This is a genomic window from Terriglobales bacterium, from assembly GCA_035543055.1.
GTDB lineage: Bacteria > Acidobacteriota > Terriglobia > Terriglobales > Acidobacteriaceae > JAIQFD01.
Map to the genome: position 1 here is coordinate 1 of DATKKJ010000210.1, position 25,112 is coordinate 25,112.

At 64.9% G+C, this 25,112-nt stretch carries 23 protein-coding genes and 1 tRNA gene; 4 read left to right on the forward strand and 20 right to left on the reverse strand.

Going from position 1 to position 25,112, the window contains the following annotated elements; translation table 11 throughout:
- Window positions 1-310 precede the first annotated feature (310 nt).
- The 3 genes from VMS96_13690 to VMS96_13700 are packed head-to-tail and all read right to left on the reverse strand — an operon-like array spanning window position 311 to window position 1,581.
- The gene (locus VMS96_13690) at window positions 311-637 is read right to left on the reverse strand and encodes a hypothetical protein (GenBank protein HVP44481.1); all 327 of its coding nucleotides are present in this window, start codon (window positions 635-637) and stop codon (window positions 311-313) included.
- A gap of 39 nt (window positions 638-676) precedes the next feature.
- The gene (locus tag VMS96_13695) at window positions 677-835 is read right to left on the reverse strand and encodes a hypothetical protein (protein HVP44482.1); all 159 of its coding nucleotides are present in this window, start codon (window positions 833-835) and stop codon (window positions 677-679) included.
- A gap of 56 nt (window positions 836-891) precedes the next feature.
- On the reverse strand, window positions 892-1,581 hold the full coding sequence (locus tag VMS96_13700; protein ID HVP44483.1) for a uracil-DNA glycosylase: 690 nt from the start codon (window positions 1,579-1,581) through the stop codon (window positions 892-894).
- 195 nt (window positions 1,582-1,776) lie between these two features.
- Here VMS96_13700 and VMS96_13705 point away from each other — a divergent pair, with 195 nt between their 5' ends.
- Window positions 1,777-2,082 carry an RNA-binding protein gene (locus VMS96_13705; GenBank protein HVP44484.1) on the forward strand — a complete coding sequence of 102 codons (306 nt, stop codon included), beginning with the start codon at window positions 1,777-1,779 and terminating at the stop codon, window positions 2,080-2,082.
- 24 nt (window positions 2,083-2,106) lie between these two features.
- On the opposite strand, the gene VMS96_13710 is transcribed toward VMS96_13705, so the two are convergent.
- From VMS96_13710 to asd, 7 genes are all read right to left on the reverse strand, one after another.
- Window positions 2,107-3,732, reverse strand: coding sequence for a glycosyltransferase family 39 protein (locus VMS96_13710; GenBank protein ID HVP44485.1), 1,626 nt, complete (start codon window positions 3,730-3,732; stop codon window positions 2,107-2,109).
- A gap of 171 nt (window positions 3,733-3,903) precedes the next feature.
- Window positions 3,904-4,200: a DUF3467 domain-containing protein gene (locus tag VMS96_13715; protein HVP44486.1), complete on the reverse strand. Its 297-nt coding sequence runs from the start codon at window positions 4,198-4,200 to the stop codon at window positions 3,904-3,906.
- Between the two features lie 154 nt (window positions 4,201-4,354).
- Window positions 4,355-4,439 (reverse strand) — tRNA-Leu (locus VMS96_13720).
- Between the two features lie 195 nt (window positions 4,440-4,634).
- On the reverse strand, window positions 4,635-6,728 hold the full coding sequence (locus VMS96_13725; protein ID HVP44487.1) for a hypothetical protein: 2,094 nt from the start codon (window positions 6,726-6,728) through the stop codon (window positions 4,635-4,637).
- 623 nt (window positions 6,729-7,351) lie between these two features.
- Window positions 7,352-8,047, reverse strand: coding sequence for a 4-hydroxy-tetrahydrodipicolinate reductase (gene dapB, locus VMS96_13730; protein ID HVP44488.1), 696 nt, complete (start codon window positions 8,045-8,047; stop codon window positions 7,352-7,354).
- On the reverse strand, window positions 8,044-9,417 hold the full coding sequence (lysC, locus tag VMS96_13735; GenBank protein ID HVP44489.1) for a lysine-sensitive aspartokinase 3: 1,374 nt from the start codon (window positions 9,415-9,417) through the stop codon (window positions 8,044-8,046). Before lysC ends, dapB begins: the two co-directional genes overlap by 4 nt.
- Window positions 9,414-10,466, reverse strand: a complete 1,053-nt coding sequence (gene asd / locus VMS96_13740) for an aspartate-semialdehyde dehydrogenase (GenBank protein HVP44490.1) — start codon at window positions 10,464-10,466, stop codon at window positions 9,414-9,416. The genes lysC and asd overlap by 4 nt, the downstream gene beginning before the upstream one ends.
- A 200-nt stretch (window positions 10,467-10,666) precedes the next feature.
- On the opposite strand from asd, the gene galT reads away from it, so the two are divergent.
- Together galT and VMS96_13750 are read left to right on the forward strand one after the other, a co-directional pair.
- On the forward strand, window positions 10,667-11,689 hold the full coding sequence (galT, locus tag VMS96_13745; protein HVP44491.1) for a galactose-1-phosphate uridylyltransferase: 1,023 nt from the start codon (window positions 10,667-10,669) through the stop codon (window positions 11,687-11,689).
- A gap of 509 nt (window positions 11,690-12,198) precedes the next feature.
- Window positions 12,199-13,011: a hypothetical protein gene (locus tag VMS96_13750; GenBank protein HVP44492.1), complete on the forward strand. Its 813-nt coding sequence runs from the start codon at window positions 12,199-12,201 to the stop codon at window positions 13,009-13,011.
- An 11-nt stretch (window positions 13,012-13,022) separates the two neighbouring features.
- Here the strand turns inward: VMS96_13750 and VMS96_13755 are convergent, their stop codons facing one another.
- The 7 genes from VMS96_13755 to VMS96_13785 all read right to left on the reverse strand — a co-directional run bounded on the left by VMS96_13755 (window position 13,023) and on the right by VMS96_13785 (window position 20,619).
- The gene (locus VMS96_13755; GenBank protein HVP44493.1) at window positions 13,023-14,156 is read right to left on the reverse strand and encodes a nucleotidyltransferase family protein; all 1,134 of its coding nucleotides are present in this window, start codon (window positions 14,154-14,156) and stop codon (window positions 13,023-13,025) included.
- A 65-nt stretch (window positions 14,157-14,221) separates the two neighbouring features.
- The gene (locus tag VMS96_13760) at window positions 14,222-14,857 is read right to left on the reverse strand and encodes a protein-methionine-sulfoxide reductase heme-binding subunit MsrQ (protein ID HVP44494.1); all 636 of its coding nucleotides are present in this window, start codon (window positions 14,855-14,857) and stop codon (window positions 14,222-14,224) included.
- Window positions 14,858-14,908: 51 nt separating this feature from the next.
- A complete protein-coding gene (gene msrP, locus VMS96_13765) occupies window positions 14,909-15,880 on the reverse strand; it encodes a protein-methionine-sulfoxide reductase catalytic subunit MsrP (protein ID HVP44495.1) in 972 nt (323 codons plus the stop codon).
- Between the two features lie 103 nt (window positions 15,881-15,983).
- The gene (locus VMS96_13770) at window positions 15,984-17,204 is read right to left on the reverse strand and encodes an ABC transporter permease (protein HVP44496.1); all 1,221 of its coding nucleotides are present in this window, start codon (window positions 17,202-17,204) and stop codon (window positions 15,984-15,986) included.
- Between the two features lies 1 nt (window position 17,205).
- Window positions 17,206-17,970 (reverse strand): ABC transporter ATP-binding protein, encoded by a 765-nt coding sequence (locus VMS96_13775; protein ID HVP44497.1) that lies wholly within the window; start codon window positions 17,968-17,970, stop codon window positions 17,206-17,208.
- Between the two features lie 51 nt (window positions 17,971-18,021).
- Complete coding sequence (locus VMS96_13780; GenBank protein HVP44498.1) at window positions 18,022-19,404, reverse strand: efflux RND transporter periplasmic adaptor subunit; 1,383 nt, start codon at window positions 19,402-19,404, stop codon at window positions 18,022-18,024.
- A gap of 171 nt (window positions 19,405-19,575) precedes the next feature.
- Window positions 19,576-20,619, reverse strand: a complete 1,044-nt coding sequence (locus tag VMS96_13785) for a UDP-N-acetylmuramate dehydrogenase (GenBank protein ID HVP44499.1) — start codon at window positions 20,617-20,619, stop codon at window positions 19,576-19,578.
- Between the two features lie 67 nt (window positions 20,620-20,686).
- Between VMS96_13785 and VMS96_13790 the strand changes: the two genes are divergently transcribed.
- Window positions 20,687-21,151 (forward strand): BrxA/BrxB family bacilliredoxin, encoded by a 465-nt coding sequence (locus VMS96_13790; protein ID HVP44500.1) that lies wholly within the window; start codon window positions 20,687-20,689, stop codon window positions 21,149-21,151.
- Between the two features lie 42 nt (window positions 21,152-21,193).
- Here the strand turns inward: VMS96_13790 and VMS96_13795 are convergent, their stop codons facing one another.
- From VMS96_13795 to aroF, 3 genes are read right to left on the reverse strand one after another with little or no spacing between them, the layout of a single operon-like run.
- Window positions 21,194-22,504, reverse strand: a complete 1,311-nt coding sequence (locus tag VMS96_13795) for a rhomboid family intramembrane serine protease (GenBank protein HVP44501.1) — start codon at window positions 22,502-22,504, stop codon at window positions 21,194-21,196.
- Window positions 22,501-23,721: a beta-propeller fold lactonase family protein gene (locus VMS96_13800; protein HVP44502.1), complete on the reverse strand. Its 1,221-nt coding sequence runs from the start codon at window positions 23,719-23,721 to the stop codon at window positions 22,501-22,503. Before VMS96_13800 ends, VMS96_13795 begins: the two co-directional genes overlap by 4 nt.
- A 42-nt stretch (window positions 23,722-23,763) precedes the next feature.
- A complete protein-coding gene (gene aroF / locus VMS96_13805) occupies window positions 23,764-24,810 on the reverse strand; it encodes a 3-deoxy-7-phosphoheptulonate synthase (protein HVP44503.1) in 1,047 nt (348 codons plus the stop codon).
- Between the last annotated feature and the right edge of the window lie 302 nt (window positions 24,811-25,112).

Genomic DNA, 25,112 nt, shown 5'->3' on the forward strand with positions numbered 1-25,112 from the left:
TGCAAGCCGCTGATTCCGCTTCACTTCGCGTTCTTCACCGCCATGTCCACAATCCTTCGATTTGCTACGCTGGATGTAGCGGGCCTCGCGCCCGCCCCGCGCTGCGCTCTTTGAAATCCTGACTCCCGACTCCCGTGTCGGCGACATACCCGACATATTTTCGGGCCTAAGTCCTTTACTTCGACATATCCCAGGGGAGGGGGTAGGGGGCCTTTGATCTGTCCGCCTTCCTTCGTGCCTTCCATTGTGTCCTTTGTGGTGAGTCTCTGGTCTTTGCTGCCGACTGCCGACTGACGACTGGCGACTGACCCTACCGCCCCTTCTGGAACAGCTCGATGAGCTGGCGGATGCGGATGGCGTCGGCCTTGCGGTGGCCGTGGCTGAGGATGGGATTGGTGCCGCCGCTGGAGTCGATGCGGATGTCGGACCAGAAGATGCCGGTGGAGATCTGCACCGAGGCCACCTTGTCGATGGCGATGCTTTCCTCGGTCTGGCCGAAGAGCCGCGGCTTGATGCGCAGCACGTGTTCGGGGCCGACTTCGATGCGGGTGGGGAAGAGGAAGTTCCCGCTGGTGAGGCGGCTGGCGGTGAACGATTCGACCTGTCCGGGCATGGGCATGGTTGTAGATGAAACCATTTGGAATTTCAAATTTGTAATTTGCAAAATGAAGAGAGGCTACTGCTTGAGCGATGGGGAGCCAGTGCCCGGGTCGAGGAGCGAGCCCAGGCAGGCGGCGAGCAGCGACAGGCAGGCGTAGGTCGAGCCGCGATAGACGGCCTGGTGGATGGCGTTAGCGATGACCGCCGGGACCCGGCCTGTGATGCTGTGGAACATATCCAGTCCTGTTCCCTTAAACCCAGGAACCGGTGCGGAAAAGTAAAGATTTGTAATCAGCGGGAGACGGCGATGCGGGCGGCGGAGCGGAACACGTCGAGCAGCATCCTGCGGGTCAGCTTCCCGGTATTGGTGTTCTGCAAAGAAGGATGGTAGGCGCAGAGCAAGGTGACGCCGTGGGGAAGCCGGCAGCGGGCGCCGTGGGCGAAGCGATAACCGTTGCCGTGGGTGGAGATGCCGGCCCGGCGAAGCGCCGCGAGATAGCCGTCGAAGGCGATCTTGCCCAATACCACCACGACCTTCACCCGTTTGAGGCCGGCGAGCTCACGGTCGAGGAAGGGGGCGCAGTTGGCGAGTTCGCGGGGCGTCGGCTTGTTGGCGGGAGGCGCACAGCGCCCGACCGAGGTGATGTAAAGGCCCTTCAACTCCAGGCCGTCGTCCTTGTGAGTGGCGGTGGGTTGAGAGGCGAAGCCGGCATCGTGCAGGACGGCATAGAGAAAGTTGCCGGAGCCGTCGCCGGTGAAGGGGCGCCCGGTGCGGTTGGAGCCATGGGCGCCCGGGGCCAGACCGATGACCAGGACGCGGGCGTCGGGGTCGCCGAAGCCGGGCACCGGCTTGCCCCAGTACTCCCAGTCCTTGTAGGCGCGGCGCTTCCCGCGGGCGATCTTCTCGCAATGGGCGCGCAGGCGCGGGCAGAGCTGGCAGGAGACGATGTCGCGCTGCAGCTGGGTGAGCCAGGAGGGCATGGGCATCATTGTAATGGGCCCCGATTCCGCAAATGGGAGCGGATGTTCTTTGCTATGGTGGGCCAAAACTGCTAGTGTTATGCCGCCTTTGCGCTTCGATTCCAGACCTGCATAGACATGCGAGAAGCGATCTCGCCCTGCCTGACTCGTCGAAAAAGAACGCAATGCGAAAGCCACATTCGGAAGGGATCTCCCATGAAGAACATTTATGTGGGCAACCTCGACTACGGAGTCAACGAGGACCAGCTGCGGCAGGCGTTCGAGGCGTTCGGGCACGTTGACAAAGTGACCTTGATCCGCGACCGGGACACAGGCCAGCCCCGAGGCTTCGGCTTCGTGGAAATGACCAGCGATGCGGAGGCAGACAAGGCCATCCAGTCGCTGAACGGGACGCAGATGGGCTCGCGCGCCATCGCGGTGAATGAAGCGCGGCCGCGGGTAGAACGCGGCGGCGGGGGCGGGGGCCGGGGCGGCTTCCGGGGCGGGCGCGGACGGTACTAGAAGCTGGTAGTCGGTAGCTGGTAGCTAGTAGCTAGGAAAAAGGGCTTGGTGTGTGCCAAGTCCTTTGGCATTTTCGGCGCGCTCCAGGACGATGATGGCGGCCCACTGACCCTTCCTTTGCTGTTGCCACACGATGCGCCCGCGGAATGTCCGGGCGACGACCTCCGGCGGCAGATCGCGGTGATAATCGAAAACCGGCTCCTGCAGGCGCTCCCACCAGCGCAGAATCGCGCCCTGGGCGGGGGCCTCGTACTTGGTGGAGAAGACGTAGGCGACATCGAAGGTCGAGGTGTCGCGGGCGGCGGCGAAGATCTGCGGAGCGGAGAAGTTCTCCAAGGGCAGGACGGGAAGCGAGGCCTTCACGTATCCCAGGTAGGGCCTAGTCAACTCGTCGGTGGCAGGCCAGGCGGTGAGCACGCGGGAGGTGGAGTAGTGCGAGCTCAGGACGTCGGCGGCCGAGCGGTGCAGCAGGACATAGTCGCGGTAGGCGAGGTTGTCCTCCAGGGCAAAGCGGTGGGGCGGGTTCACGAACAGGCCGAAGACGAAGGCGGCGCAGGCGGCCGCGATCACCAGCGGCCATCCGCGGACCCGGCGGCGCAGGGTGGAGACACAGAGGATTACGAGCAACGGGACCGCGGTGAGCATGTAGCGGGCCAGCACCGCGCCTCCGATGAATGACAAGAAGACGACGTGGGCGAGCACGACGACGAGCATGGCCGCCTGGATGTGGGGCGCGATCCTGGGGCGGGTTCCCGCTGCCGCGTTACGCTCCGGCCGCGGCGGGAACATCATGGCCAGGGCGGCGGCGATGGTCAGCACGAACAGGTTCATGTAGCCGGTGACCTGCCAGAGGCGGCGCAGGCAGGCGAGCAGGATGCGCAGCGGATGGGCGGCCTGGGTGACGTTGTAGCGGAAGAATTCCGGGTTGCCGAAGACGTATCCGGTGCGGTGGTAGTGATAGGCGAACCAGGCAGCGAGTACGGCGGCGGGGACCAGCAGCAACAGGATCCTGCCTAGTGATTGTGGCGGAGGCGCGATCGACGTTTCCCGTTTCACGTTTCGCGTTTCGCGCGAAGACGAGTGGTCGAGCAGCCACCAGCTCAATTCCCAAGCCGCGAGGGCCAGCGGGACAATGACCGCCGTCTCCTTGGCGAGCACGGCGAGGGAGAAGGCGCCGATGCCGAGCGGGCGGCGGTCCTCCAGGAAGAAAGCCAGTCCCCAGAGACCAAGGGCGGCAGCGGCCACATCCACGTGGGCCATCGAACTCTGGGCGAACCACACCGGGTATAGCGCGGTGCACAGGGTGGTTGCGAGCGCGACCTGAGTGTTCATCGCCTGGCGGGCGATGCGGAAGACGGCGGCGAGGCCCAGGGCGGCGACCAGCAACATGGCTGTCCGAGTGACCGCGGGAGTGAAGCCGGAGAGCTTCCACCAGAGGGCCAGCCAGGCCATAACCAGCGGCGGATGGGCGTTGCTGGGGATGGTCTGGGGGATGAGGCTGCCGGTCTGCAGAAGGTCGTGGGCGGCGGGAATGTAGTAGCCGGCTTCGTCCCAGTAATAGGGAAGGCGGAGGAGAGGGGCGTGGGCCAGGAAGATGGTGGAGAAGATGAGGGCGAAGAGGAAAACGTGGTGATGGGGGCGCGAGCGCAAGAAGGTTTCTAGTTTCTCGTTTCTAGTTTCTAGCTTATGCACATCCCTCAGAGGCTAAAGCCGCAATCCTTCTTGCAGTTCTGTCTGTAGAGATCCTTCGTCGCTTCGCTCCTCAGGATATCGGCTGCCGGCTGCCGCTCGCCAGGGCTCGCTCACGCCGGCAAAACGCCTCTAGTTCACCACGCCGGTCTGGGCCAGGCGGGGGTCGAGCTTGATCTCGCCGAAGGTCTTCTCGTAATTGACGACGTTCTGCTGCAGGATGGTGAGCAGGGCCTTGGCCTGCTGCGGGCTGAGATAGATGCCCTGGAAATTGGTGATCTCGACGGCCGAGGGCGACTGCTGCTGCAAGGTGCCGAAGACGAGGAAGAAATCCCAGACGCTGACCCGGATCTGGACGCTGTTGGCGTAGCTCTCGCGGTAGTCGGCGGTGTTCTTGAGGGTGATGCTGGGCTGCGGGGGCATGCTCATGATGGCTTTACCTTCGGAGAAGAGTGTAACCGATGGAAAGGGTAAGAAAAACCTCACCACAGAGGACACAGCGATAACACGAAGGACACAGGAGAGACGGCGAAGACAGATGTCCGATTGAAGATTTCAGATTGCGGATTTCGGATTCTTGAGTTGGTGCGAAAGGGGGGACTCGAACCCCCATGGGTTTCCCCGCCAGATCCTAAGTCTGGTGCGTCTGCCAATTCCGCCACTTTCGCACGGGCAGCGGATTCTATTATTGCACGGCCACCTGGCCCCGGGTCGCGATTGCGACCCAAGGACCTTCAAGAGTCCCGGTAACAATCCTGGTGCCATTAGGCTTCGCCGCCGGCAGTTGAATCAGAGCATGCTGGTAACGGCAAAGCCGCCCCGCGGGGCGGCCTTGCCTGGGAGCGGGAATCTCCCGAACTCCACTAATTCAGCCCTGCTTGGGTCAGCTTCACGCTGCAGCCCACGCCGCCGACCGTATTGCACGAGGTGGCGCCCACGGAGTTTGCGATGTTGGTGAAATAGATGCTGGATGCCTGGCTGGAGCCGCTCACGTTATCCACGACGAAGCCGCTGGTGGCCCCGCTGTTCTGCCCTGGCGGGGGAGGTACGACGAAGGCGGCCGCGGCGTTGGCGGGAAAGGCGCTGGTGATATCGAAGGAGTAGACACAGGCAGTCGCGCAACCGGTCCGCGCGCCGCTGCCACCGATACTGAGGAAGATGCGGTCGGTGGCTCCGTTCTTGATCTCGGTGATGGGGGAGCACGCGCCCCCGGCGGAGGTGCTGGTGATGAGCTCGAGTGGGCCGGCATTGGTGGTGCTGTTCATCACTCCGGTGCTGTTGAAGCCTACCCGGAACAAGGCCTGATGATCGACGTGGCCGGGCTCGCGGGCGCACAGGTAGAAAAAGCCGGCGATGGAGCCCGGCGCACTGCTCAGATAGGTGTTGTCGAAGGCCCCGCTGTGCATGTCGTAGACGATGGGGCCGTTGCCGGTGAAGGAGATGGCCACCGTGCCGCCCAAGGCCGTGTTGGTCTGGAGCAGCTGTCCGGTGGTCGTGCTGGTGGCGGTGCCATCGCTGAAACCGTTGAACCAGAGCACCCTTCCGGTGGAGCCATCGACCACGGGCGGGTCCACCATCCTTCCGCCGCGGGCCAGATTGGTCCCACCCAGACAGGGGGGACTGCCGGCGGCGCAGGTGCCGACGCTGCTGCCGACCTCGCGGACGTAGCTGGCCCGGCCGGTGCTGTCGCCGATGAAAATGTTCCCCGAAACCTGGTCGAAAACCGGCCCGGTGAGGATGGCGCCGGCGTTGACCGTGATCGGCCACCCGGTGGTCACCTCGGCCGGGGTGCCGCCGAAGACCTGGGTGAACTTGTGCAGCCGGCCATTGTTGTCGCCGACGTACAGCACGTCGTGGCTGTAATCGTAGAAGGGGGAGGAGATCGTATCCGGCTGGGCGCCGTTGAAGGTGAGATTGACGATGCAGGAGTTGCCCGCGGTGCAGGAGCTCCAGGAACCGACGATCTGGTCGGGGGCGACCGCGGTGGCGGCGCTGCCCTGGCCGGCCTTCCACTTCAGGATGTGCAGGATGGAGCCGCCATTGGCGTTGGTGCGCGATTCCACGTACGCCACCATGCTGCCGTCCAGGGAAAGCACGGGCGAGGTCAGGGTGGTGCCGGTGTTGTCGCCGGCGGGATTGGTATTGTAGAAGAAGAGGATCGAAGGGCCATTCTGGTTGCACAGGCCCCCCACGCTGCCCTGGGTGGAGTAGAGCTGGTTGAAGGCGATGATGCTTCCGGTCGCGTCCAAGCCGCCGGCCAGGGAACTGCCGAAGGCGCCGCCCGCCCAGGTGAAATTGCTCAGGCTCTCGCTCAGGGTGATGTTGTTGCCCTTGGCCCCCGCCGTGATGGCGGTGACGGTGACGACATTGGTGGACGAGCTCCCCGTGACGCCCACCCCGGCACCGTTGCGGACAATGGCGGCTGCCAGGTTCGCGGCCGTGGCGGTGGTGTTGGCCCCGATCAGGAAGTTCGTTCCAGTGTTCAGCGAATTACTCGCCGTCAGGATCAACGTACCGGCGATGGTGACCGTTTGGTTGTTGATGGGCTGGCCGGTAAAGGTCCCGGTGCGGGACGCTTGTGTTGCCGCCTGGCCCCCGGTCAGGCTGGAGGTGTAGACCACGTAGTCGTTCGCGCAACTGGGAGCGGCATTGATGTCAAAGCTGAACTTGGCGGGAAACATGCCTACGCCGCTGGTGCCGCTCGCGCCCATCGACATCGCCCAGTCGCGTCGCAACGAGGGCAGGCGCCGCGGGTTGCGGCTGGGACCCGGCAGCATGGCAAAGTGTTGAGGCGTGTCGGCCGCCGGTCGCAGGGCCGCGGCCCGGCGCAGTAAGGCCTGCTGCCGGTAGCGCGGCAGCTGCAACAGCTGCAAGGCCTGGAAATCGCCGGCCGGCGCGGAATAGACCATGTGCCGGTGGCTCCAATCGGTGCTCCCATGCAGGGGCACATGACTCATGGTTGCGCCGCCGACTCCGCCCAGGGGCAGAAGAGTAAGAAAGATGGCTGCGGCTACGGCCACTCCCGCCGAGCGCGCGCGCCGGTTGCGCTGACTGGTGGCCCCGGTCGCGTTCCCGGCCGGCCTGTCGAGCCGACTATTTCGCAGATTCCAAGGTTTCAATTGCGCCCCCCAAGTCTCCGCCACCCTACGACCTGTTTCGGCAGGGAGAGACGAGCCCGCCTTTCCGATCCGTTCGTTCACTTAGATGCTCCATTATTATGGGGAGGACAGGGATTGTTCAAGAGTGAATCGCGTGCGGCTATTACTTAAGTCTGGCGCTCGCGTGCTGCGAGTCATTTGAGCCACTCGGCGCCGAGGACGGCGCCTAAGGGTTACCCAGCCAGACCAGCCGGCCTCCCGCACCTACCGGGTGCTTCAAATCGTCGCGCCACCGGATGTGGGGTGGCCAGCCACTTGATCCGCGTCGAGCCGCGATTGTGGCCGTTTCCGCGTCACTGCAGAGCCTGCATCGGTGCTCTTACTTATTTGCGGCGTGGGCTCTTCTTTCGCCTCTGGGAGCGCTTGGGTCCGCCGCTGCGTGATGCTTCCTGGACCGTGACAGCCGAGCAGGCAGGCGGCGCTCAGCGCTTCTTGGCGGGGACGTTCTGCCAGACGTCCTTGAAGTCGAAGAGGCCTTCCTTGCCCTTAAGCCACTCGGCGCCGAGGACGGCGCCCTCGGCGAAGCCGCGGCGGTCCTTGGCGTCGTGGATGAGCATCATGGTGTCGGAGAGGCCGTCGAGCAGGATGACGTGGGTCCCGACCACGTCGCCTTCGCGCAGGGAGGTGATCTCGACCTCGTCGCCACCGACCGCCTGGAGGATCTTCTTGATCTTGATGGCGGTGCCGGAGGGGGCGTCTTTTTTCTGGGCGTGATGGCGCTCGACGATGCGGGCGGAGTAGCCGTGCTGGAGGCCGGCGGCGGCGGCGCGGGCGACGTCGTAGAAGACATTCACGCCCACCGAGAAGTTGGAAGCGAAGAGAAACGCGGTGTAGCTTTGCTCGACCAGCTGGCGGACGCGCGGCATCTCGGCGTGCCAGCCGGTGGTGCCGACCACCATGTCGGCGCCGGCGCGGCAGCAGGCCTCGATGTTGGCCAGCACCGCGTCGGGGTTGGTAAAGTCGATGACCATGTCCACGCCCTTGAGGGCGTCCTTGGTGAGGGCGGAGGCGCGGGGGTTGTCTTTGGAGTCGAGGACGCGGACATCGTGGCCGCGCTCGCGCGCGATGGCGGCGACCATGCCGCCGGTCTTGCCCTTGCCCAGGACCCAGATCTTCACTCGAACACCTCCGGGTCGAGATCCGAGAAGAACATCTCGTGGAGGCGGCGGACGGCGTCGGGGACGTCGTCCTCTTCGATCACAAAGGTGATGTTGATCTCCGATGCGCCCTGGGAAATCATACGCACGTTGATATCGGAAATCGCGGAGAAAACTTTGGCGGCGATGCCGGAGGTACCGCGGATGTTCTCCCCCACCAGGCAGACGATGGCCTTGCGCCCCTCGTACTTGACGTAGGCCAGCTGGTCGAGGTCGGCGGCAATGGCGGGGATGGCCTCGTTGGAATCCACGGTCAACGAGACGCTGACCTCGGAGGTGGAGACCACGTCCACGGCGCAGCGGTGCTTGTCGAAGACGTCGAAGATGGCTTTCAGGAAGCCGTGGGCGCCGAGCATGCGGGTAGCGACCACGTCCACGATGGTGATGCGCTTCTTGGCGGCGATGGCCTTGAAGATGTTGCGGCAGTGGTGCGCCCGGGCGGTGATGCGCGTTCCTTCATTAGCGGGATTGCGTGAGTTCAACACCTGCACCGGGATGTCCTTCTGCATCGCAGGGAGCAGCGTGGCCGGGTGCAGGACCTTGGCGCCGAAGTAGGCGAGCTCGGCGGCTTCGTCGAAACTGATGACCTTGATGCGGCGCGCCCCGGGGCAGAGGTTGGGGTCGGTGGTCATCATGCCGTCCACGTCGGTCCAGATCTCGATGAGGCTGGAGCCAAGGCCGGCGCCGACGATGGCGGCGGAGAAATCGGAGCCGCCGCGGCCGATGGTGGTGATGATGCCTTGCGGAGTGGCGCCGATGAATCCGCCCATCACCGGGATCTTCTTCTTCTCGATCAGCGGCTTGACCTGGCGGGCGAGGCGGTCGTTGGTCTCCTCGAAATCGGGGACGGCGCGGCCAAAGCGGTTGTCGGTGACGATGACCCTGGTGGCGTCCACGTGGACGGCATCGATCCCGCGCAGCGAGAAGGCGGCGGCAACGATCTGGCTGGAGATGCGCTCGCCGAAGGAGGCGATGTTGTCGGCGGTGCGGTCAGTGAGCTCGCCGACGGCGGCGATGCCGCGCAGCAGCTCGTCGAGCGCATCGAAGTGGGCCTCGAGCTCGGAGTGGAACTGGGTGAAGACGCCGGTGCCGAGGACCTCGCCGGCGACGGTGTAATGGCGCTCGCGCAGCTCGCGGGAGAGACTGAGGGCGTGGTCGCGGTCGCCGGCGCCGGCGGCGCGGCCCATGGCGAGCAGCGCGTCCGTCACCCTGGCCAGGGCGCTGACCACCACCGCGGGGCGCCGGTCGAGGCGCGAGCGCACGATGTCGGCAGCGCGGGCGATGGCGGCAGCGTCCTGCACCGACGTGCCGCCGAATTTCATCACGATCATTCGAAGTAGCCCTGAACCTTGAGGAGCTCCGCATTGAGCAGGGCCGCGCCGGCGGCGCCACGGATGGTGTTATGCGAGAGCACCGTGAATTTCCAGTCGAGAACCGGGCAGGGACGGAGGCGTCCGACACTGACGGCCATGCCGGCGCCGCGGTCGGCGTCGAGGCGGGGCTGGGGGCGGTCAGGGGCGTCGTCGTACACGATGGGCTGCTCGGGGGCGCTGGGCAGGCGCTTCTCCTGGGGCAGGCCGCGGAAGTCGCGCCAGGCGGCGATGAGCTGGCCGGCGGTGGCCGGTTTCCGGAGCTTCACCGAGACCGATTCGGTGTGGCCGTCCTCGACGGCGACGCGATTGCACTGCGCGCTCATCTTGAAGTCGGCGGGAACGGAGGCGGCGCCGTTGATGGAGCCCAGCATCTTGGGCGTCTCCTCCTCCATCTTCTCCTCTTCCTTGGCGATGAAGGGGATGACGTTGCCCAGGATGTCGAGCGAAGCGACGCCCGGGTAGCCCGCGCCGCTCACCGCCTGCATGGTCACGACGAACACCTGGTCGAGCCCGAAGCGCTTGTGGATGGGGGCCAGCGCCAACGCCAATCCCATGGCCGAGCAGTTGGAGTTAGTGACGGCGAAGCCGCGTGAAGCCCTGCGCCACGACTGGCATTCGATGAGGCGGAGGTGGTCGGGATTGATCTCGGGGATGATGAGGGGCACGTCGGGCTGCATGCGCAGGGCGCTGGAGTTGGAGATGACGGCGCAACCGGCCTGCGCGAAACGGGGCTCGAGCTCGCGGGCGATGGCGGCGTCGAGCGAGGCGAAGATGATGCGCGGGGCTCCCTCAGGCTCGGCGGGCGAAACCGTCAGGCGGGCGACGGGGTCGGGCATGGGCGTCTTGAGACGCCAGCGGGCGACCTGGCCGTACGTCCGGCCGGAGGAGCGCTCAGAGGCAGCCAGCCACGTCACCTCGAACCAGGGATGATGTTCGAGCAACTGGATGAGCCGCTGGCCGACAATGCCGGTCGCGCCCAGGATGCCGACTGCAAGTTTCTCGGACATGGGAATGAAAGATTGATTCTACAACGGGGAAGGAAGCGTCTCACGCCGGGCACCGGCGGGAGGGCGGTGTGGCCGGCGTCACAGGCGGGGGAGCGTGGAATCACACGCCGCCCGGGGGTGGATTTGGTATGCTGCGCCTTCTCCCACTCAAGCCAAAACCGGGCTTGGGTGGGGCACCCGCGACAAGCAGGGAGGAAGCCATGCCCGAGCTACGCCAGAACCGCTTCACCAAAGAATGGGTCATCATGGCCACGGAACGCGCGAAACGGCCGGAGGAATTGTGCGTCAAGCGCGACATCAAGCCGCTGCCGCACTATTCGGAGAAGTGCCCGTTCTGCCCGGGGAACGAGAAGCTGGCGCCGCCGGAGGTGATGCACGTGCCCGACGGCAATGGGTCGTGGCGATGCCGGGTGGTGCCGAACAAGTTCGCGGCACTGTCGCGGGAAGGGCAGCCTACGTTCAACGTGAATCGGTCGAAGCGGACGATGAATGGGGTCGGTATCCACGACGTGATCGTGGAGACCCCGGACCACGCGGCCACCACCGCGCTGCTGACCGACGAACAGGTTGCCGACATCATCCGCTGCTACAAGACGCGATTCGATGAATGCAGCGCGGACCCGCGAGTCGAGAACGTCACCATCTTCAAGAACCATGGCGCCGGCGCCGGTACCAGCCTGGAGCACCCGCACTCGCAGTTGATCGCCACCCCGGTGATCTCCTCGCAGGTGCGCTACCGGCTGTACGAGGCGTTGCGCCACTACGACGAGTTCGGGGAGTGCATGTTCTGCTCGTCCCTGGCGGAAGAACTCGCGGAGAAGACGCGCATCGTGATGGCGACCGATCACTTCGTGGTAGGGGAGCCGTTCGCGTCGGCGACGCCGTTCGCCACCTACATCTACCCGCGGCGGCACATGGCCAGCTTCGGGGCCATCGACCCCAGCGAGATCGAGGACCTGGCGCACGTGCTGCGCACCGTGCTGGCCAAGCTGTACGTCGGGCTGGAGAACCCGGACTTCAACTACACCATCCGCACCGCGCCGCACGAGAACTCGGGCGTGAAGTACTACCACTGGTACCTGAGCGTGATCCCGCGGCTGACGCGGGTGGCCGGATTCGAGTTGGGGTCGGGGATGTTCATCAACACGGTGCTGCCGGAGGCGGCGGCGGAGTTCTTGCGCAACGTGAAGACGGAACAGCTGGCGGCGGCGGGGAAGGGCTAGGACTCACGAGGACAAGGCATTTTGAACCGACAGCCTCTTTCATTTCGACAACTCCGTACAGTTTGGTTGGTCCACCTCGTAGCTGTGCCGTTCCTTATCTGGATTGCTGAATCTATTGGGAAGCCAGACCGTCACATTGGCCTGTGGCACTGGGTCATCGCAGGACTTGCAATTTGGGCCGGATATGGAGGTTACTCAGTTCGCCGCAGGATGATTGCGAATGTTGAGGCTACAAGCAACGGCGGGGATGAATCCAGCGCCGGCAGGAAATGGTCGGCGGCTCAGCTCGTTGGGTTTACGTGCGCCGAAGCTGTTGTCTTATATGGGGTGGTCGTCAGAGCGGTGTTGGGGTCTGCTCGTTGGTTCGCCGTTCTGTTCTACATAACGGGAATTCTGCTCCTGTTGCTGTGGCGTCCCGTCAAGCAACCAGTTTCCATCTCAAGCTGATCGTCTTCGCACCGCATCGTGCGTGTCAGACGAGGTCACCGGCGGTTGCTATACTGGCGCGGATGCTGCGGTCCCTGTTCAAGACGTCGCTGAATCGGCTGCGCGGCGAGAAGATCCTCGAGCAGGACGTCGAGCGGGCAGAGCAGCTCTTTCTCGCGCCTCCCTTCACATCGGAAGTGGCCGCCGCGGTACGACCTATCGCGACACACCTGCCGATCCGCGCCGACGAGCGTTCTCGTCAGCTCCTGCAGGTCACAGCCAACGCAATGTCAGAGCGCGAATATGCGGGCCTGGCGCCGCTCTTCAACGCCATGCCGAAGCCGCGGCGGGTGCTGGAGATCGGGCCGGGACTGGGGCGGTCGGTGGTGTATTTTCAGAAGAAGGGAATCTGGGACGAGCGCGCGGAAGTCCATCTGTACGACGGCAACGGCACCGAGACGAAGTACAAGCAGAAGCATTACGCGCGTCCGCCAAAATGGCCGGATGTATCGTCGTTCTGCGGCAGCCTGCCCATGCTGAAGCATTTCCTGGATTACAACCAGGTCACGAATCATCGGATCTTCGACGCCGCAGAATCGCCCCTGGACCGGCTGCCGGGGCCGTACGACCTGATCTACAGCTTTTTCAGCATCGGATTCCACTGGTCGGTGGAGTTCTATCTCGACGACCTAACGCCGCTGATGGGCAAGAGCGGCGTTTTGATCTGCACGCTGAACAAACACTTTCGTCCGTTCGCCCGGCTGCGGGAGTTCTCGGCGCGCGTCCTTTCCTGCCGCGACATCAAGAAGAGGGCGGCGCCGCTGCGGCTGCTGGCGATCAGCAGGAGCGAGCTGGCGGAGGTGGGGATGACGGTGGCGCAGGCGTTCCCGGACTGACAGCCGGAGATTCAGGTCTTCTGCGTGGCGAGGCGAAGCAAGCGGACGGCGGGGTAGAGCCAGCGAAGTCCACGCGGCAGGCGCAAGAAACTCCAATCGGCGATAGTCGGGGTGATGGCGTAGCGCGCGGCATAGGCCAGGCGATCGGCAGCGGAATCGAGGGTGGCGGCGACAAGCCGGTGCTCGGCGCGGTCTTCCAGGCCGGGTTGGTTCAACTGCGCGATGTAATCCTTCATGTGCCCGGCAACGGTCAAGGCCTGGGGATCGTGGGCGATCTCGTGGCGCATGGCGTCGGGCAGTGGCGCGCCCATCCATCCTGAGAGGACCAGAGCAACGCGCACCATGCGCATCATGCGCATGCGCCGGGCTTCGGAGCGGATGTAATCCCAGTCGAGCTGCGACCGGCGCAGGAGCGCGGCCAGGTCTGCCACCCAGGCAAGACGCGCCCAGGCATGCTTGGTGCCGTGGACGACCAGCATCAGGAAGTCGTCCTCCGGCGACAAGGCCGGCACATCGCGCTCGCTAATGCGGATGTTGCAGGAGCGGGCGAACAATTTGTCGATGTCGAAGAGCGCGCCGAACTGGCGTGGCGCGAATTGCCAATGAAGCTCCACGTGGACGCGGTCGTCCGACATCGGATATTCGCAGCCGTTCCGCAGGTGGGAGCGCAATTGCCATGGATCCAGCCCGAGCCCGCTGTAACCGATCCTGCGCAGCGCCAGGATGGCCGGCAGTACGTCGGCTGGACGGAATACGAGATCGAGATCGCAGTATTCGCGGCCGGCGAAGTCTCCGTAGAGGCGTTGGGCCAAGGCCGGACCTTTGAAAGCGAGCGCCGGCGGAAGCGCGTCAAGCAACCGGAGGAGCTCGGACGTCAGGACCAGCGAGCGTCTCAGGTTCTGCTGGAAACGCTCTTCCAAGGCAGGCCGAAGGCCGGGGGCATTGCGATAGAGCTGAGGGGCGAGCCCGTGCCGGACGGCGAAGGCGAGTTCCGCTGTGCTCAAGGGAACGGCCGGGCCGCGCGCGCATTCGGCGATGGCGTCGAGGCGGATGGGGTCGTCGATGGAAGTAGTGACGATGAAACATATTCTAATCGGTGTCGGGACTGCCGTCCCTCCGCGGGGCGGCGTTTGCAGTGCGAGCATCCGTAAGGTCCTTCGGTCATCCGTTGAAACGGACTCCCTCAGGATGACAAGTCATGGAATGAGATTCAGTCGGCGGTGGCGCTTGCGGTAGAGGGCGGCCCCGCCACGCGGGCCCTCAAAAGCGGCACGAGCCAGAGCAGCAGGCGCGAGAGCATCAGCATGGCGAAGATGGCGGCGTAGGTCTGGGGACGGATGGTGACCCGCTTGACCAGCCAGACGAAGTGGATGACGCCGGCGAGCGCGCTGAGGTAGATCAGGCGATGCAGGGCCTGCCAGCGCTTGCCGCCGAGGCGGGCGATCCAGCCGCGGGTCGAGGTGAGCGCCAGGGGCAGCATGAGCACGAACCCAGTGAAGCCGGCGGTGATGAAGGGGCGCTTGTAGACGTCGGGGACCATGCCGGCGAAGTTGAAGTTCTGGTCGAGCCAGACGTAGGTGGTCAGATGCAGGCAGCCGTAGAAGAAGGCGAACAGGCCGAGCATGCGGCGGAAGCGGACCAACTCGGAGACGCCGGTGAGCTTGCGCAGCGGGGTGATGGCGAGCGTCGCCATCAGGAAGACCAGGATCCACTCGCCGGTGGAGCGAGTGATGAACTCGATGGGATTGGCGCCCAGAGTGCCGTGTACGCCTCTCCAGAGCAAACGAACGAGCGGGCCCAGAGAGGCGAGAAAGAGCACGGTCTTCAGAATGGTGATGCGTCGCATGTTTATGAGAAGCAGGTCCCTCACCGCTGAAGCGGTTCGGGATGACACTCGCTAATAATACTTCCTCAGGTCCATGCCGCTGTACAGTCCGGCGACCTCGCTGTAGCCGTTGAACATCTGGGTATCACGCTTCTTGATAGAGGCGAAGAAGCCGCTGCCGTCGATGCGGCGCTCGGTCTTCTGGCTCCAGCGGGGATGGTCCACGTTGGGATTCACATTGGAATAGAAACCGTACTCGTGGGGCGCGGCCTTGTTCCAAGCGGTCCGGGGCTCGTAGTCCACGAAACGGATCTTGACGATGGACTTGCAGCTCTTGAAGCCGTACTTCCAGGGCAGCACGACGCGGATGGGGGCGCCGTTCTGGTTGGGCAGAGTCTCGCCGTAGAGGCCGAAGCAGAGCAGGGCGAGCGGGTGCATGGCCTCGTCCATGCGCAGGCCTTCGACGTACGGCCAGTCGAGCACCGCCGAGCGCACGCCCGGCATCTGGCCGGGATCGTTCAGGGTGACGAACTCGACGTACTTGGCCTTGGATGCCGGCTCCACCTGCTTGATGAACTCGGAGAGCGAGTAGCCGACCCAGGGGATCACCATGGACCAGCCCTCGACGCAACGGTGGCGGTAGATCCGCTCCTCGAGAGACGCCATCTTCATGATGTCCTCGACCGCGTACTTGCGCGGCTTCTTCACGTAGCCTTCGACGGAGACCGTCCACGGAGAGGGTTTCAGGCGCCAGGCTTCGCGCGCCGGGTCGTCCTTGTTGACGCCGTATTCGTAGAAATTGTTGTAGCTGGTGATGTCCTTGTAGGGGGTCTGCTTCTCGTCGGTGCGGATGGTGGTCTTGAGCCCCGGCAGCTTGGTAGCGGCGAGGACCGGCACGGGCTCCGCCAGCTCCAGCAGCCTGGGCCCGGCAAGCAGGGCGGCGCCCGCTACTCCCAGGCCGGTCATGAACCGGCGGCGGTCCAGATAAGTGCTCTTGGGCGTGATCTCAGACGAAGGTATATCGGAAGGCTTCTTGATCAGCATGGGCCCCCACCAGCTCCATCCATTGTCTATCAGGTCCACTCAATGAGATAGCCCAGAGGGGGAAAAGTTGCAGGCAAACAGGAAAGACGCCCTGAAGGCAGTCTCATTCATACCGCAAGGCCTCGATGGGGTCGAGAGTCGCCGCCTTGCGGGCGGGATAGAAACCGAAGAAGATGCCGACGGCCATGGAGAACACGACCGCGACCGCGATAGCGAACGGCGAGATCAGGACCGGCCAGCCGAAGACGCCGACGATGACCTCGATGGAGACGATGCCGATGACGATGCCGGCGCCGCCGCCGATCAGGCTGAGCATCACCGATTCCAGCAGGAACTGCTTCTGGACGTCGGCATCGGTGGCGCCGATGGCCATGCGGATGCCGATCTCGCGGGTGCGCTCGGTCACGGAGACGAGCATGATGTTCATGATGCCGATGCCGCCGACCAGCAGCGAGACACAGGCGATGGAGAACAGCAGCAGGGTCATGACGCGGTTCTGCTGATCGCGCAACTCGGCCAGGTCGGCGAGATTGCGGACGAAGAAGTCGTCGTCCTGGTCGGGCCGGATGCGGTGCCGGTCGCGCAACAGAGCGGTGATCTGCTGCTGGGCGGTGTAGCTGCCCTCCTTGGAGACCGCGGAAACCATGATGAAGCGCAGCCAGGTGTCGCCCGTCAGTTTCTTCTGGTGGGTGGTGTAGGGGATGACAACGACGTCGTCCTGGTCGTTGCCCATGGCGGCGGAGATGCCCTTGGGCTCGAGCGTGCCGACGACCTTGAACGGCATGTTCTTGATGCGGATGGTCTGGCCGACGGCGTTGGTGGCGCCGAACAGGTTCTTGCGCACCGTGTCCCCGATGACGGCGACGTTGGCGGCCATCTCGACATCTTCGTTGCTGAAAGGAGCACCCTGGGCGAAGGTCCAGTTGCGGATCTCGAAGAATTCCGGGGTGCTGCCGGAGATCTGGGTGCCCCAGTTGTCGTTGCCGAAGACCACTTGCGCGCCGGTGCCGACGCCGGGCGCCGCCAGCTTCACCGCCGGACATTCCTTCATGATGGCCGGTACGTCGGCGTAGACCAGGGTCTTGGTGTTGCCCATGCCCATGTGGATGCCGCCGCGGGTCACTGTCCCGCTGCCGACGAACAGGAGATTGGAACCCATGGCATTGAGCTGTTCCTGGGCTTTCTGCGCGCCACCCTGCCCGATGCCCACCACCGCGATCACGGCCGACACCCCGATGATGATGCCCAGCATGGTGAGGACGGAGCGCATCTTGTTGCGCGCCAGGGCGCGAAGCGCGATGCGCAATGTGGCGAGCAGATCCATCTCAGTCCTCGAGAGTGGGCATGGTCTTGAGCACGTCCGCCGCCCTGGGCCGCGTAACCACCGGTTCGTCCTTGCGGATCTTGCCGTCGCGGAAGATGAGCACGCGGCGGGCGAACTGGGAGATGTCGTGCTCGTGGGTGACCAGGATGATGGTGATGCCGCGCTCGTCGTTCAGCCGCTGAAAGATGTCCATGATCTCGACCGAGGTGCGGCTGTCGAGGTTGCCGGTGGGCTCGTCGGCCAGCACGATGGAAGGCCGGTTCACCAGGGCGCGGGCGATGGCGACGCGCTGTTGCTGTCCCCCGGACATCTGGGAAGGGAAGTGGGCGGTGCGGTCGCCGAGTCCGACCATCTCCAGGGCCTCCAGGGCGCGGCGCGCGCGCTCCGCTTTGTCGAGGCGGGCGTAGATGGTGGGTAGCTCCGTGTTCTCCAGCGCGGTGGTGCGGGCCAGGAGGTTGAATCCCTGGAAGACGAAGCCGATCTTCTGATTGCGGATGACAGCGAGTTCACGCTTGTCGAGGCCGGAGACGTCGGTTCCCTCGAGGAAGTAGCGGCCGCTGCTGGGCTTGTCAAGGCAACCCATCAGGTTCATGAAGGTGGACTTGCCGCTGCCGCTGGCGCCCATGACGGCCACGAACTCGCCACGGGCGATGGAGACGCTGACGCCGCGCAGGGCATGCACCCGGGTCTCGCCCAGTTCGTAGTACTTGTGCACATCTTCCACGCGGATGATGTCGCGGGCGGCCGCTGCGGGGGTTTCGGTCATCGGGAATGAATCAGTGATCGACACGTCTGCTCAATGGCTTACGCCGGTGCGCTAGCGGCGCTGCGGGCCTCCGATGGGGCTGCTGGTGGCACGCACGGTCTTGGTGCCGGTCACCAGCTCGTCGCCGTCCTTCAGCGCGTCGCCCTGCAGCACCTGCGTCAGCTCGGTGTAGGTGTGGTCGGTGATGCCAGTCTTCAGCTTCACCGGTTGCAGGCTGCCGTCAGGCAAGAGCTTCCAGACGATGTTGACGTCCTGCCTGGGCTCGCGGGTGGGGCGCTCGGCGGGGTTGCCGCTTTGTTGTCCCGGCGGGCGAGATGCACCGCCGCCAGCTCGCGCCTGCGGACCTCCGCCGCTCCGTGCCTGGTTGCCGCCGCCGGAGCCACCGGGAGCGTCGATCCCGTAGCGCTGATACAGGGCACGAACCTCTTCCGGTTTCAAGTCGGGCTTGTAGCGCAGTGCGCCGTTGGCCACCTTGAGCACGTTGGAGGCGGTGGCCACCGGAAGGGTCACGTAAGCGGTCATGCCGGGGAAGAGCTTCAGGTCGGGGTTATCGAAATCCACGACCGTGGTGTAAGTCACCACGTTCTGCACCGTGGTCGCGTTCAGGCGGATCTGGGAGACGTGCCCATGGAAGGTGTCGCGGGGGAAGGCGTCCACCTTGAAGGTGGCGTTCTGGCCGGCGCGGATGTTGCCGACATCGCTCTCGTCGGTGCTGACGTACACCTGCATCTTGGTGAGGTCCTGGGCGATGGTGAACAGGGTCGGCGCCTGGAGCGAAGCGGCGACGGTCTGTCCGACGTCCACGTTGCGGGCGACGACGGTGCCATCGATGGGCGAGTGGATGGTGGTGTAGTTGAGATTGGTCTGGGCGACATTGACGGCGGCAGACTTCTGCTGCACCTGGGCGGCGGCCTGGGTCACCTGGGCCGCGGAGGCCGAGACCTGGGCGTCGGCGCTGTCATAGGTCGCCTTGGCCAGATCGAGTTGCTGCTGGCTCATCACGCCTTCTTTCGCCAAGCCTGCAGTGCGCTCGTAGTCCGCCTTGGCCTGGACCGCTGTGGCCCGCGCTTTTTCCAGGTTCGCCTTGGCGGAGGCGAGGTTGGCGCGCGCGTTTTCCAGGTCGGCCTTGGCCTGGAGCAGCGCACCCTCGAAGAGCGAAGGGTCGATCCTGGCGATCACCTGGCCCTTCTTGACCCGGGAATTGAAGTCTGCGAACAGGGTCTGAATGGTGCCCGAGACCTGCGAGCCGACCTGGACGGTGATGACGGCGTTGATGGTGCCGGTCGCTTCCACCACGTCGCGGACGTCGCCGCGTTCCACCTTGGAGGTGAAGTATTGCGGTTTCTCTTTGCGGGAAAGGGCGAAGGCCGCGAACAGGCCCACGGCGACCACCAGGAGAGCGATGATGAACCACTTGTTTCTTAAGAGCTTCACTTTATGAGTCCGTTGTGTTCCGCACCTGCGCGGGAGGCCCGGGGGAAGCCTCCCAAGAAGATTAAACCCGCAAAGCGGCAAATGGACGGTCGTTTACGGAACTTTACATTTCAATTCTAGCAGCAGGTGCACCGGTTTTGCTGCGTCAGCCTGGCCATAAGTCAGAGGCGATCAGAACCCCAAGAACACCGGCTCGGGCTGAAGCTGGAGGCCAAAGGAATCGAAGACGCGCTGCTGGATCTCGTCTTTCAGCGCCAGGATGTCGGCGGCGGAGGCGCCGCCACGGTTGACGATGGCCAGCGCGTGCCGCCGCGAGATGCCGGCGGCGCCGCGGACGTATCCCTTGGTGAAGCCGGACTGCTCGACCAGCCAGGCGGCGGCCAACTTCACCCGTCCGTCGGGCGCCGGATAACTGGGCGGCTTGAGGCCGCGGGAGGCCACGATGCCGGCGATGCGCGCGTATTCGGTGGTGCTGATGATGGGGTTCTTGAAAAAAGAGCCGGCGCTGCGGCTGTCCTCGTCGCCGGGCACCAGGAGCATGGCCTTGGAGAGCCGTATCTGGCGGACCGCTTCCCGGGTCTCGGCCAAGGTCGGCTGCGGCTTTCCTTCGAAGTATTGCTTCAGGTCGGCATACTCGACCCTGGGTGGCGCGCCCGGAGCCAGCGCATAAGCGACCCGCAGGACGATGTAGCGGCCACGCTGCGCCGAGTTGAAGATGCTGGAACGGTAGGTGAAGCCGGCATCGGAGTTGGCAAGGTCCGTGATCTCGCCGCTGGTGGTGTCGAGCACACGGACGCTGGAGATGGTGTCGGCGACCTCCTGCCCGTAGGCGCCGACGTTCTGGACCGGCGTGCCGCCCACGGTGCCGGGGATGCCGCTCAGGCATTCGATGCCGGCGCAGCCACGGGAGACGGCGAGGGCGACGAAGGCGTCCCAGTCTTCGCCGGCCGCGGCCTCGGAGATGCGCTTACCGGCGGATTCGCGCTCCTCAATGCCGCGCAGCGCGATCCTCAGGACCAGCCCGGGGAAACCATCGTCGGAGACCAGCAGATTGCTGCCGCCACCCAGGACGAAGAGCGGCAGCTTGTGCTCCGCGGCGTGCTGGACGGCGGCGCGGACGTCGGCCTCCGTGGCCGCCTCCACGAACCAGCGCGCCGGTCCCCCGATCCGGAAGGTGGTCATCGGGGCCAGCGGCACATTCTCCCGGATATCCACGCGGCCAGCTTACTCCAGGAACGCGCGATTGTTGACGATGGTCGTGCTGCGACGCTCTGATATATTGATGCCCAATCCCTTCGAGGAGACGACGACCGGAATGTATCCAGAACTGATGGTGGTGCCCATGCGCGAAGAGCTGACCCGGCTGGGGATCCAGGAACTGCGGACGGCGGCAGAGGTGGATGCGGTCCTGGCCAGGCCGGTGGGCACGGTGCTGGTGGTGGTGAACTCCATCTGCGGCTGCGCCGCCGGGCGGATGCGGCCGGCCGTGCGCCTGGCGCTGGAGCATCCCATCCGGCCGGAGAAGATGGTCACCGTCTTCGCCGGACAGGACCGCGATGCGACCGAGCAGGCGCGCTCCTACTTCGCCGGCTATCAGCCCTCTTCCCCTTCCATCGCCCTGCTGCGCGACGGCAAGCTGGTGTTCATGCTGGAGCGGCACGACATCGAGCATCGCGAGGCCGAGGACATCGCCGGCGACCTGACCAGCGCCTTCGACAAGTACTGCGCCAACACTTCGCGGAATTGAGAACTACCCGCAACCCAGGCAGAGACGTAGGTAGCTACGTCTCTACTTTCGCCGGCTCGGCGGACCGGCTTTTTTCGACGACTCCTGGCCGGCTTCGAAGATCTCCCGCGCTTCTTTCATGTTCGGATTGAAGCGGAGCGCAGTCGCCGCTGCGGTCCGGGCCGCCGCGACCTTGCCCTCCAGGGCATACGCCAGGGCCAGATTCTCCCACGCGTCGGCATCCTTGGGATCGATCTGGATGGCGCGCAACAGTGGCGTCTCTGCCTCCTTGGGGCGACCTGATTTCACCAGCGCGTAGCCGAGATTGGTGAAGCCGCCGGCCAGGTTGGGAGCAAGTTCGGTCCCGGTTCTTAGCACCGGCACGGCCTCCGCATACTTCTCCTGCATCAGGTAGGCATAACCTAAGCCTAAGTAGGCATGGGCCTGCTTCGGATCGAAGCGGATGGCCGCCTCGAAAGACGCGGCGGCCTTGTCCCACTGCTTGGCTTCCAGGGCTTGCTCTCCGGCAGCCAGGGCCAGCGGCCCGGCGTTCGCCGAGCGCGCATAGGTGAAACTCCCGAATAACAGGACAGCGCACACCCCAAAGGCGAGCACCCGGCGGTTGTGGCCCTCCGCCGAGGCGGCGACAGGGAGCAGCGCGCCCAGCAATAATCCGGTGGCCAGCCCGCCCAGGTGCGCCGAGTTGTCGATGTGCGGATTGATGAACCCGAAGAACAGGTTGTAACCGATGAACGCGACGATGCTCTTGGAGTGCCGCCTCAGGTATTCCGCGGGCAAGGCGAGCTGTCCGGAGCGAAGCAGGGTGACCATGATCCCGGCGAGGCCGAAGATCGCGCCCGAAGCTCCCACGCCCACGACTAGCGGATGCCACCACAAGCTGGCGACCGCGCCCCCGATCCCCGCCAGCAGGTAGGCCAGGATGTAAGTCCCGCGTCCCAGATAGCGCTCCACGAACATGCCCAGCGACCACAGGCACCACATGTTGAACAGCAGGTGGAGGAAGCCGGCGTGGATGAAACAGGAGACCAGCAGGCGCCAGGGCTGACCGCTCAGGGTCACGGGCCCGGAGTCAGCGCCCCAGCGCAGGAGTTGAGCGGTGGTCGGCGTGGCGGGCGAAACACCGCGCGCCACCATCACGACGAACATCAGGAGGTTCAGTGCGATGAGGGCGGAGGTGGCGGGGAACAGCCCGATCAGTTGGGAGGTAGTAAGGCGTAGGGGTGCGGAGGGTGGTTCGGGCGCATCCGCCGGCATCTCGCGGCATTGCGGGCACAGGTCGCTGGCCGCGCCCACTATGGGGGGCGAGAATTCGGCGCCGCAGCGGCGGCAGGTCGCGATGTTGAAGTGGGTCATGGCGCGCTCGCGGGGGTCTGGCTGATGAAGGCTTTCACCGCGATCTGGTTGGGCTGCAGTCCGACCGGGATCAGCAGGAACATGACGTAGGGAGTGGTGTCCTTGCCGCGGGGTTTGCGCTTCTGGATGACGGCTACGTCGGCGCTCTGCGTGTCCACCACCAGGACGTAATTCTCGCGCGGCGAGAGCGCAATCGCGTCCGGCCGGTTGCCGACGGGGATCGCCATCAGCAGTTTGCTGTTGTCGATGGCGAACACCGAGACGGTGTCGGAGCCGAAGTTGCTGACGTAGAGCAGCGTGTTATCGGCGCTGACCGTCCCGCGCGCGGGGTTGCTGCCGATCAGGTAGGTGCCCCCGACCTCGTTGGCGCCGGTCTCGATGACCGACACCGAGTGGGCGTCGAAGTTGCTGACGAATATCTCGCCGCCATCAGGCTTGAGCGCCAGGTGGACCGGCGTCTTGCCCACGTCGAGCAGGGCCAGCAGCTTCTGCGAGCGCAGGTCCACGGCCGCCACCTGTCCGGAGCCGGTGCAGGCGACGAAGGCTTTCGAGGAGTCGGGCAGAATGGCCACATCTTCCGGCTGGCGACAGATGGGCACCGTCGCAAGAACTTTGTGCTGGTCAGCATCGAGCAGCGACACGGAATCACCGCCCCGGTTGGAGACCACCACCACCTTGCCGTCGGGCGAGATGCGCGCCACACCGGGCGCGGCGCCGACTCCCACCGTGGCCAGCACCCGCCGCTTCTCCAGGTCGAGGATGGAGACGTTCGCCGAGCCGGAATTGGCAACGTAACCCCGGCGGCCGTCCTGCGAAACATCGATGAAGTACGGCTTCCCGTGCACGCCGATGGTGGCGACCACCGCATTGCGCTCGGCGTCGATGATGCTCACGTTGTCCGAGCCGCTGTTCACCGCGTAAATCTCGTTCTTCTTGGGATTGGGGCTGATGCCGGTGGGCCCGCGGCCGACGGCAAGGGTCTTGATCACCTTGAGCGTGAGCAGGTCGATGACACTGACCGAATTGCTCTTGCCGTTGGTAACGTAGGCGTACTCGCGGTAGCCGGGCGGAATGGGCTGGCTGGAACAACCCAGGAGGCAGGCGGCAGAAAGCAGGAAGCAGGCGGCAGAAAGCAGGAGGCAAGCGGCAGCAGGCGCGAAGATTCTCTTCGAGAATCCTGCGTGCTCCCGTGTCTCCGTGGTGGATGTAGCTTTCACGCGCCGAGAGACACGTTAGCGGATAGCCCGACAGGGTGCAAATCAGCGAGTGGCGGCAGGTTGGGTAGCGGCCGGTGCGATCTCACGCTCCACAATGGGAGCGATCTGCCGGATCTTACGCATGAGATCGTCGAACTGGTCGGGATAGAGCGATTGCGGCCCGTCGGAGAGCGCCCGGTCGGGATCGCCGTGCACCTCGACGATCAGTCCGTCGCAACCGACCGCGACCGCGGCGCGCGAGAGCTGCTCCACTTTGTCGCGCTTGCCGGTGCCATGGCTCGGGTCCACCAGGATGGGCAGGTGACTGAGCCGCTGCACCGCGGGCACGATGCTCAGGTCAAGAGTGTTGCGGGTGTGGTCGGCGAAGGTGCGTACCCCGCGCTCGCACAGGATCACTTGGTAGTTGCCCTCGCTGAGGACGTACTCGGCCGCCATCAGCAGTTCTTCGAGGGTCGCCGACATGCCACGTTTGAGCAGCACCGGCTTGCGGGCGCGGCCAGCGCGCTTGAGCAGCGAGAAATTCTGCATGTTGCGGGCGCCGATCTGGATGACGTCGGCGTACTCCTCGACCAGGTCGAGCGTTTCATAGTCGATGGCCTCGGTCACGATCATCAGGTTGTACTGGCGGCGGACGTCGGCCAGGATGCGCAGGCCTTCTTCGCCCATTCCCTGGAAAGCGTAGGGCGAGGTGCGGGGCTTGTAGGCGCCGCCGCGGAAGAAGCGCGCCCCGGCTCGCGCGACGCGCTCGGCCACCGCGAAGGTCTGCTCGCGGCTTTCTACCGAGCAGGGGCCGGCGACGATCATCAGCTCCTTGCCTCCGACCGAGCCGCCGTTGGCGAACTGGATGACGGTGTTGTCCTCTTTGACGTCGCGGCTGACCAGCTTGTAGGGCTTGCTGACCCGGATGACTTCCTGGACACCGGGCATCTCCTCCAGCCCGATCTCGACCAGGCCCTGGTTGCCGGTGATGCCGATGGCGGTGCGCTGCGCCCCGGGGATGGGGTGCGGTTTCAGACCTGCGCGTTCGATCCGTTGGCAGACCGCACGCACCTGCTCCTCGGTGGCGTGCGCCTGCATGACGACCAACATGGCTGGAGGCTCCGGTTAACCCTCTAGTTTAGCCGAGATACGTGCCTCAGCCAATTTCCAGTCGCAAGTCGTGGGTCGCAAGTCGCAAGGCAGACCTGCTACGCTCGTCCGGTCGCGGGGTGAGCCTTGCTTGCGACCTGCGACTCGAGACTTGCGACCCCCATGCCCCGCTCCATGGCCCAAGAGCAGACGGACATCCTCAAACAGCCGCCGCCCAAACATCCGCCTAAGCTGACCTCACGGCGCATCGGCATTCACACCTCGACGGCGGGCGGGACGGCCACCGCCGCGGAGCGTGCCTA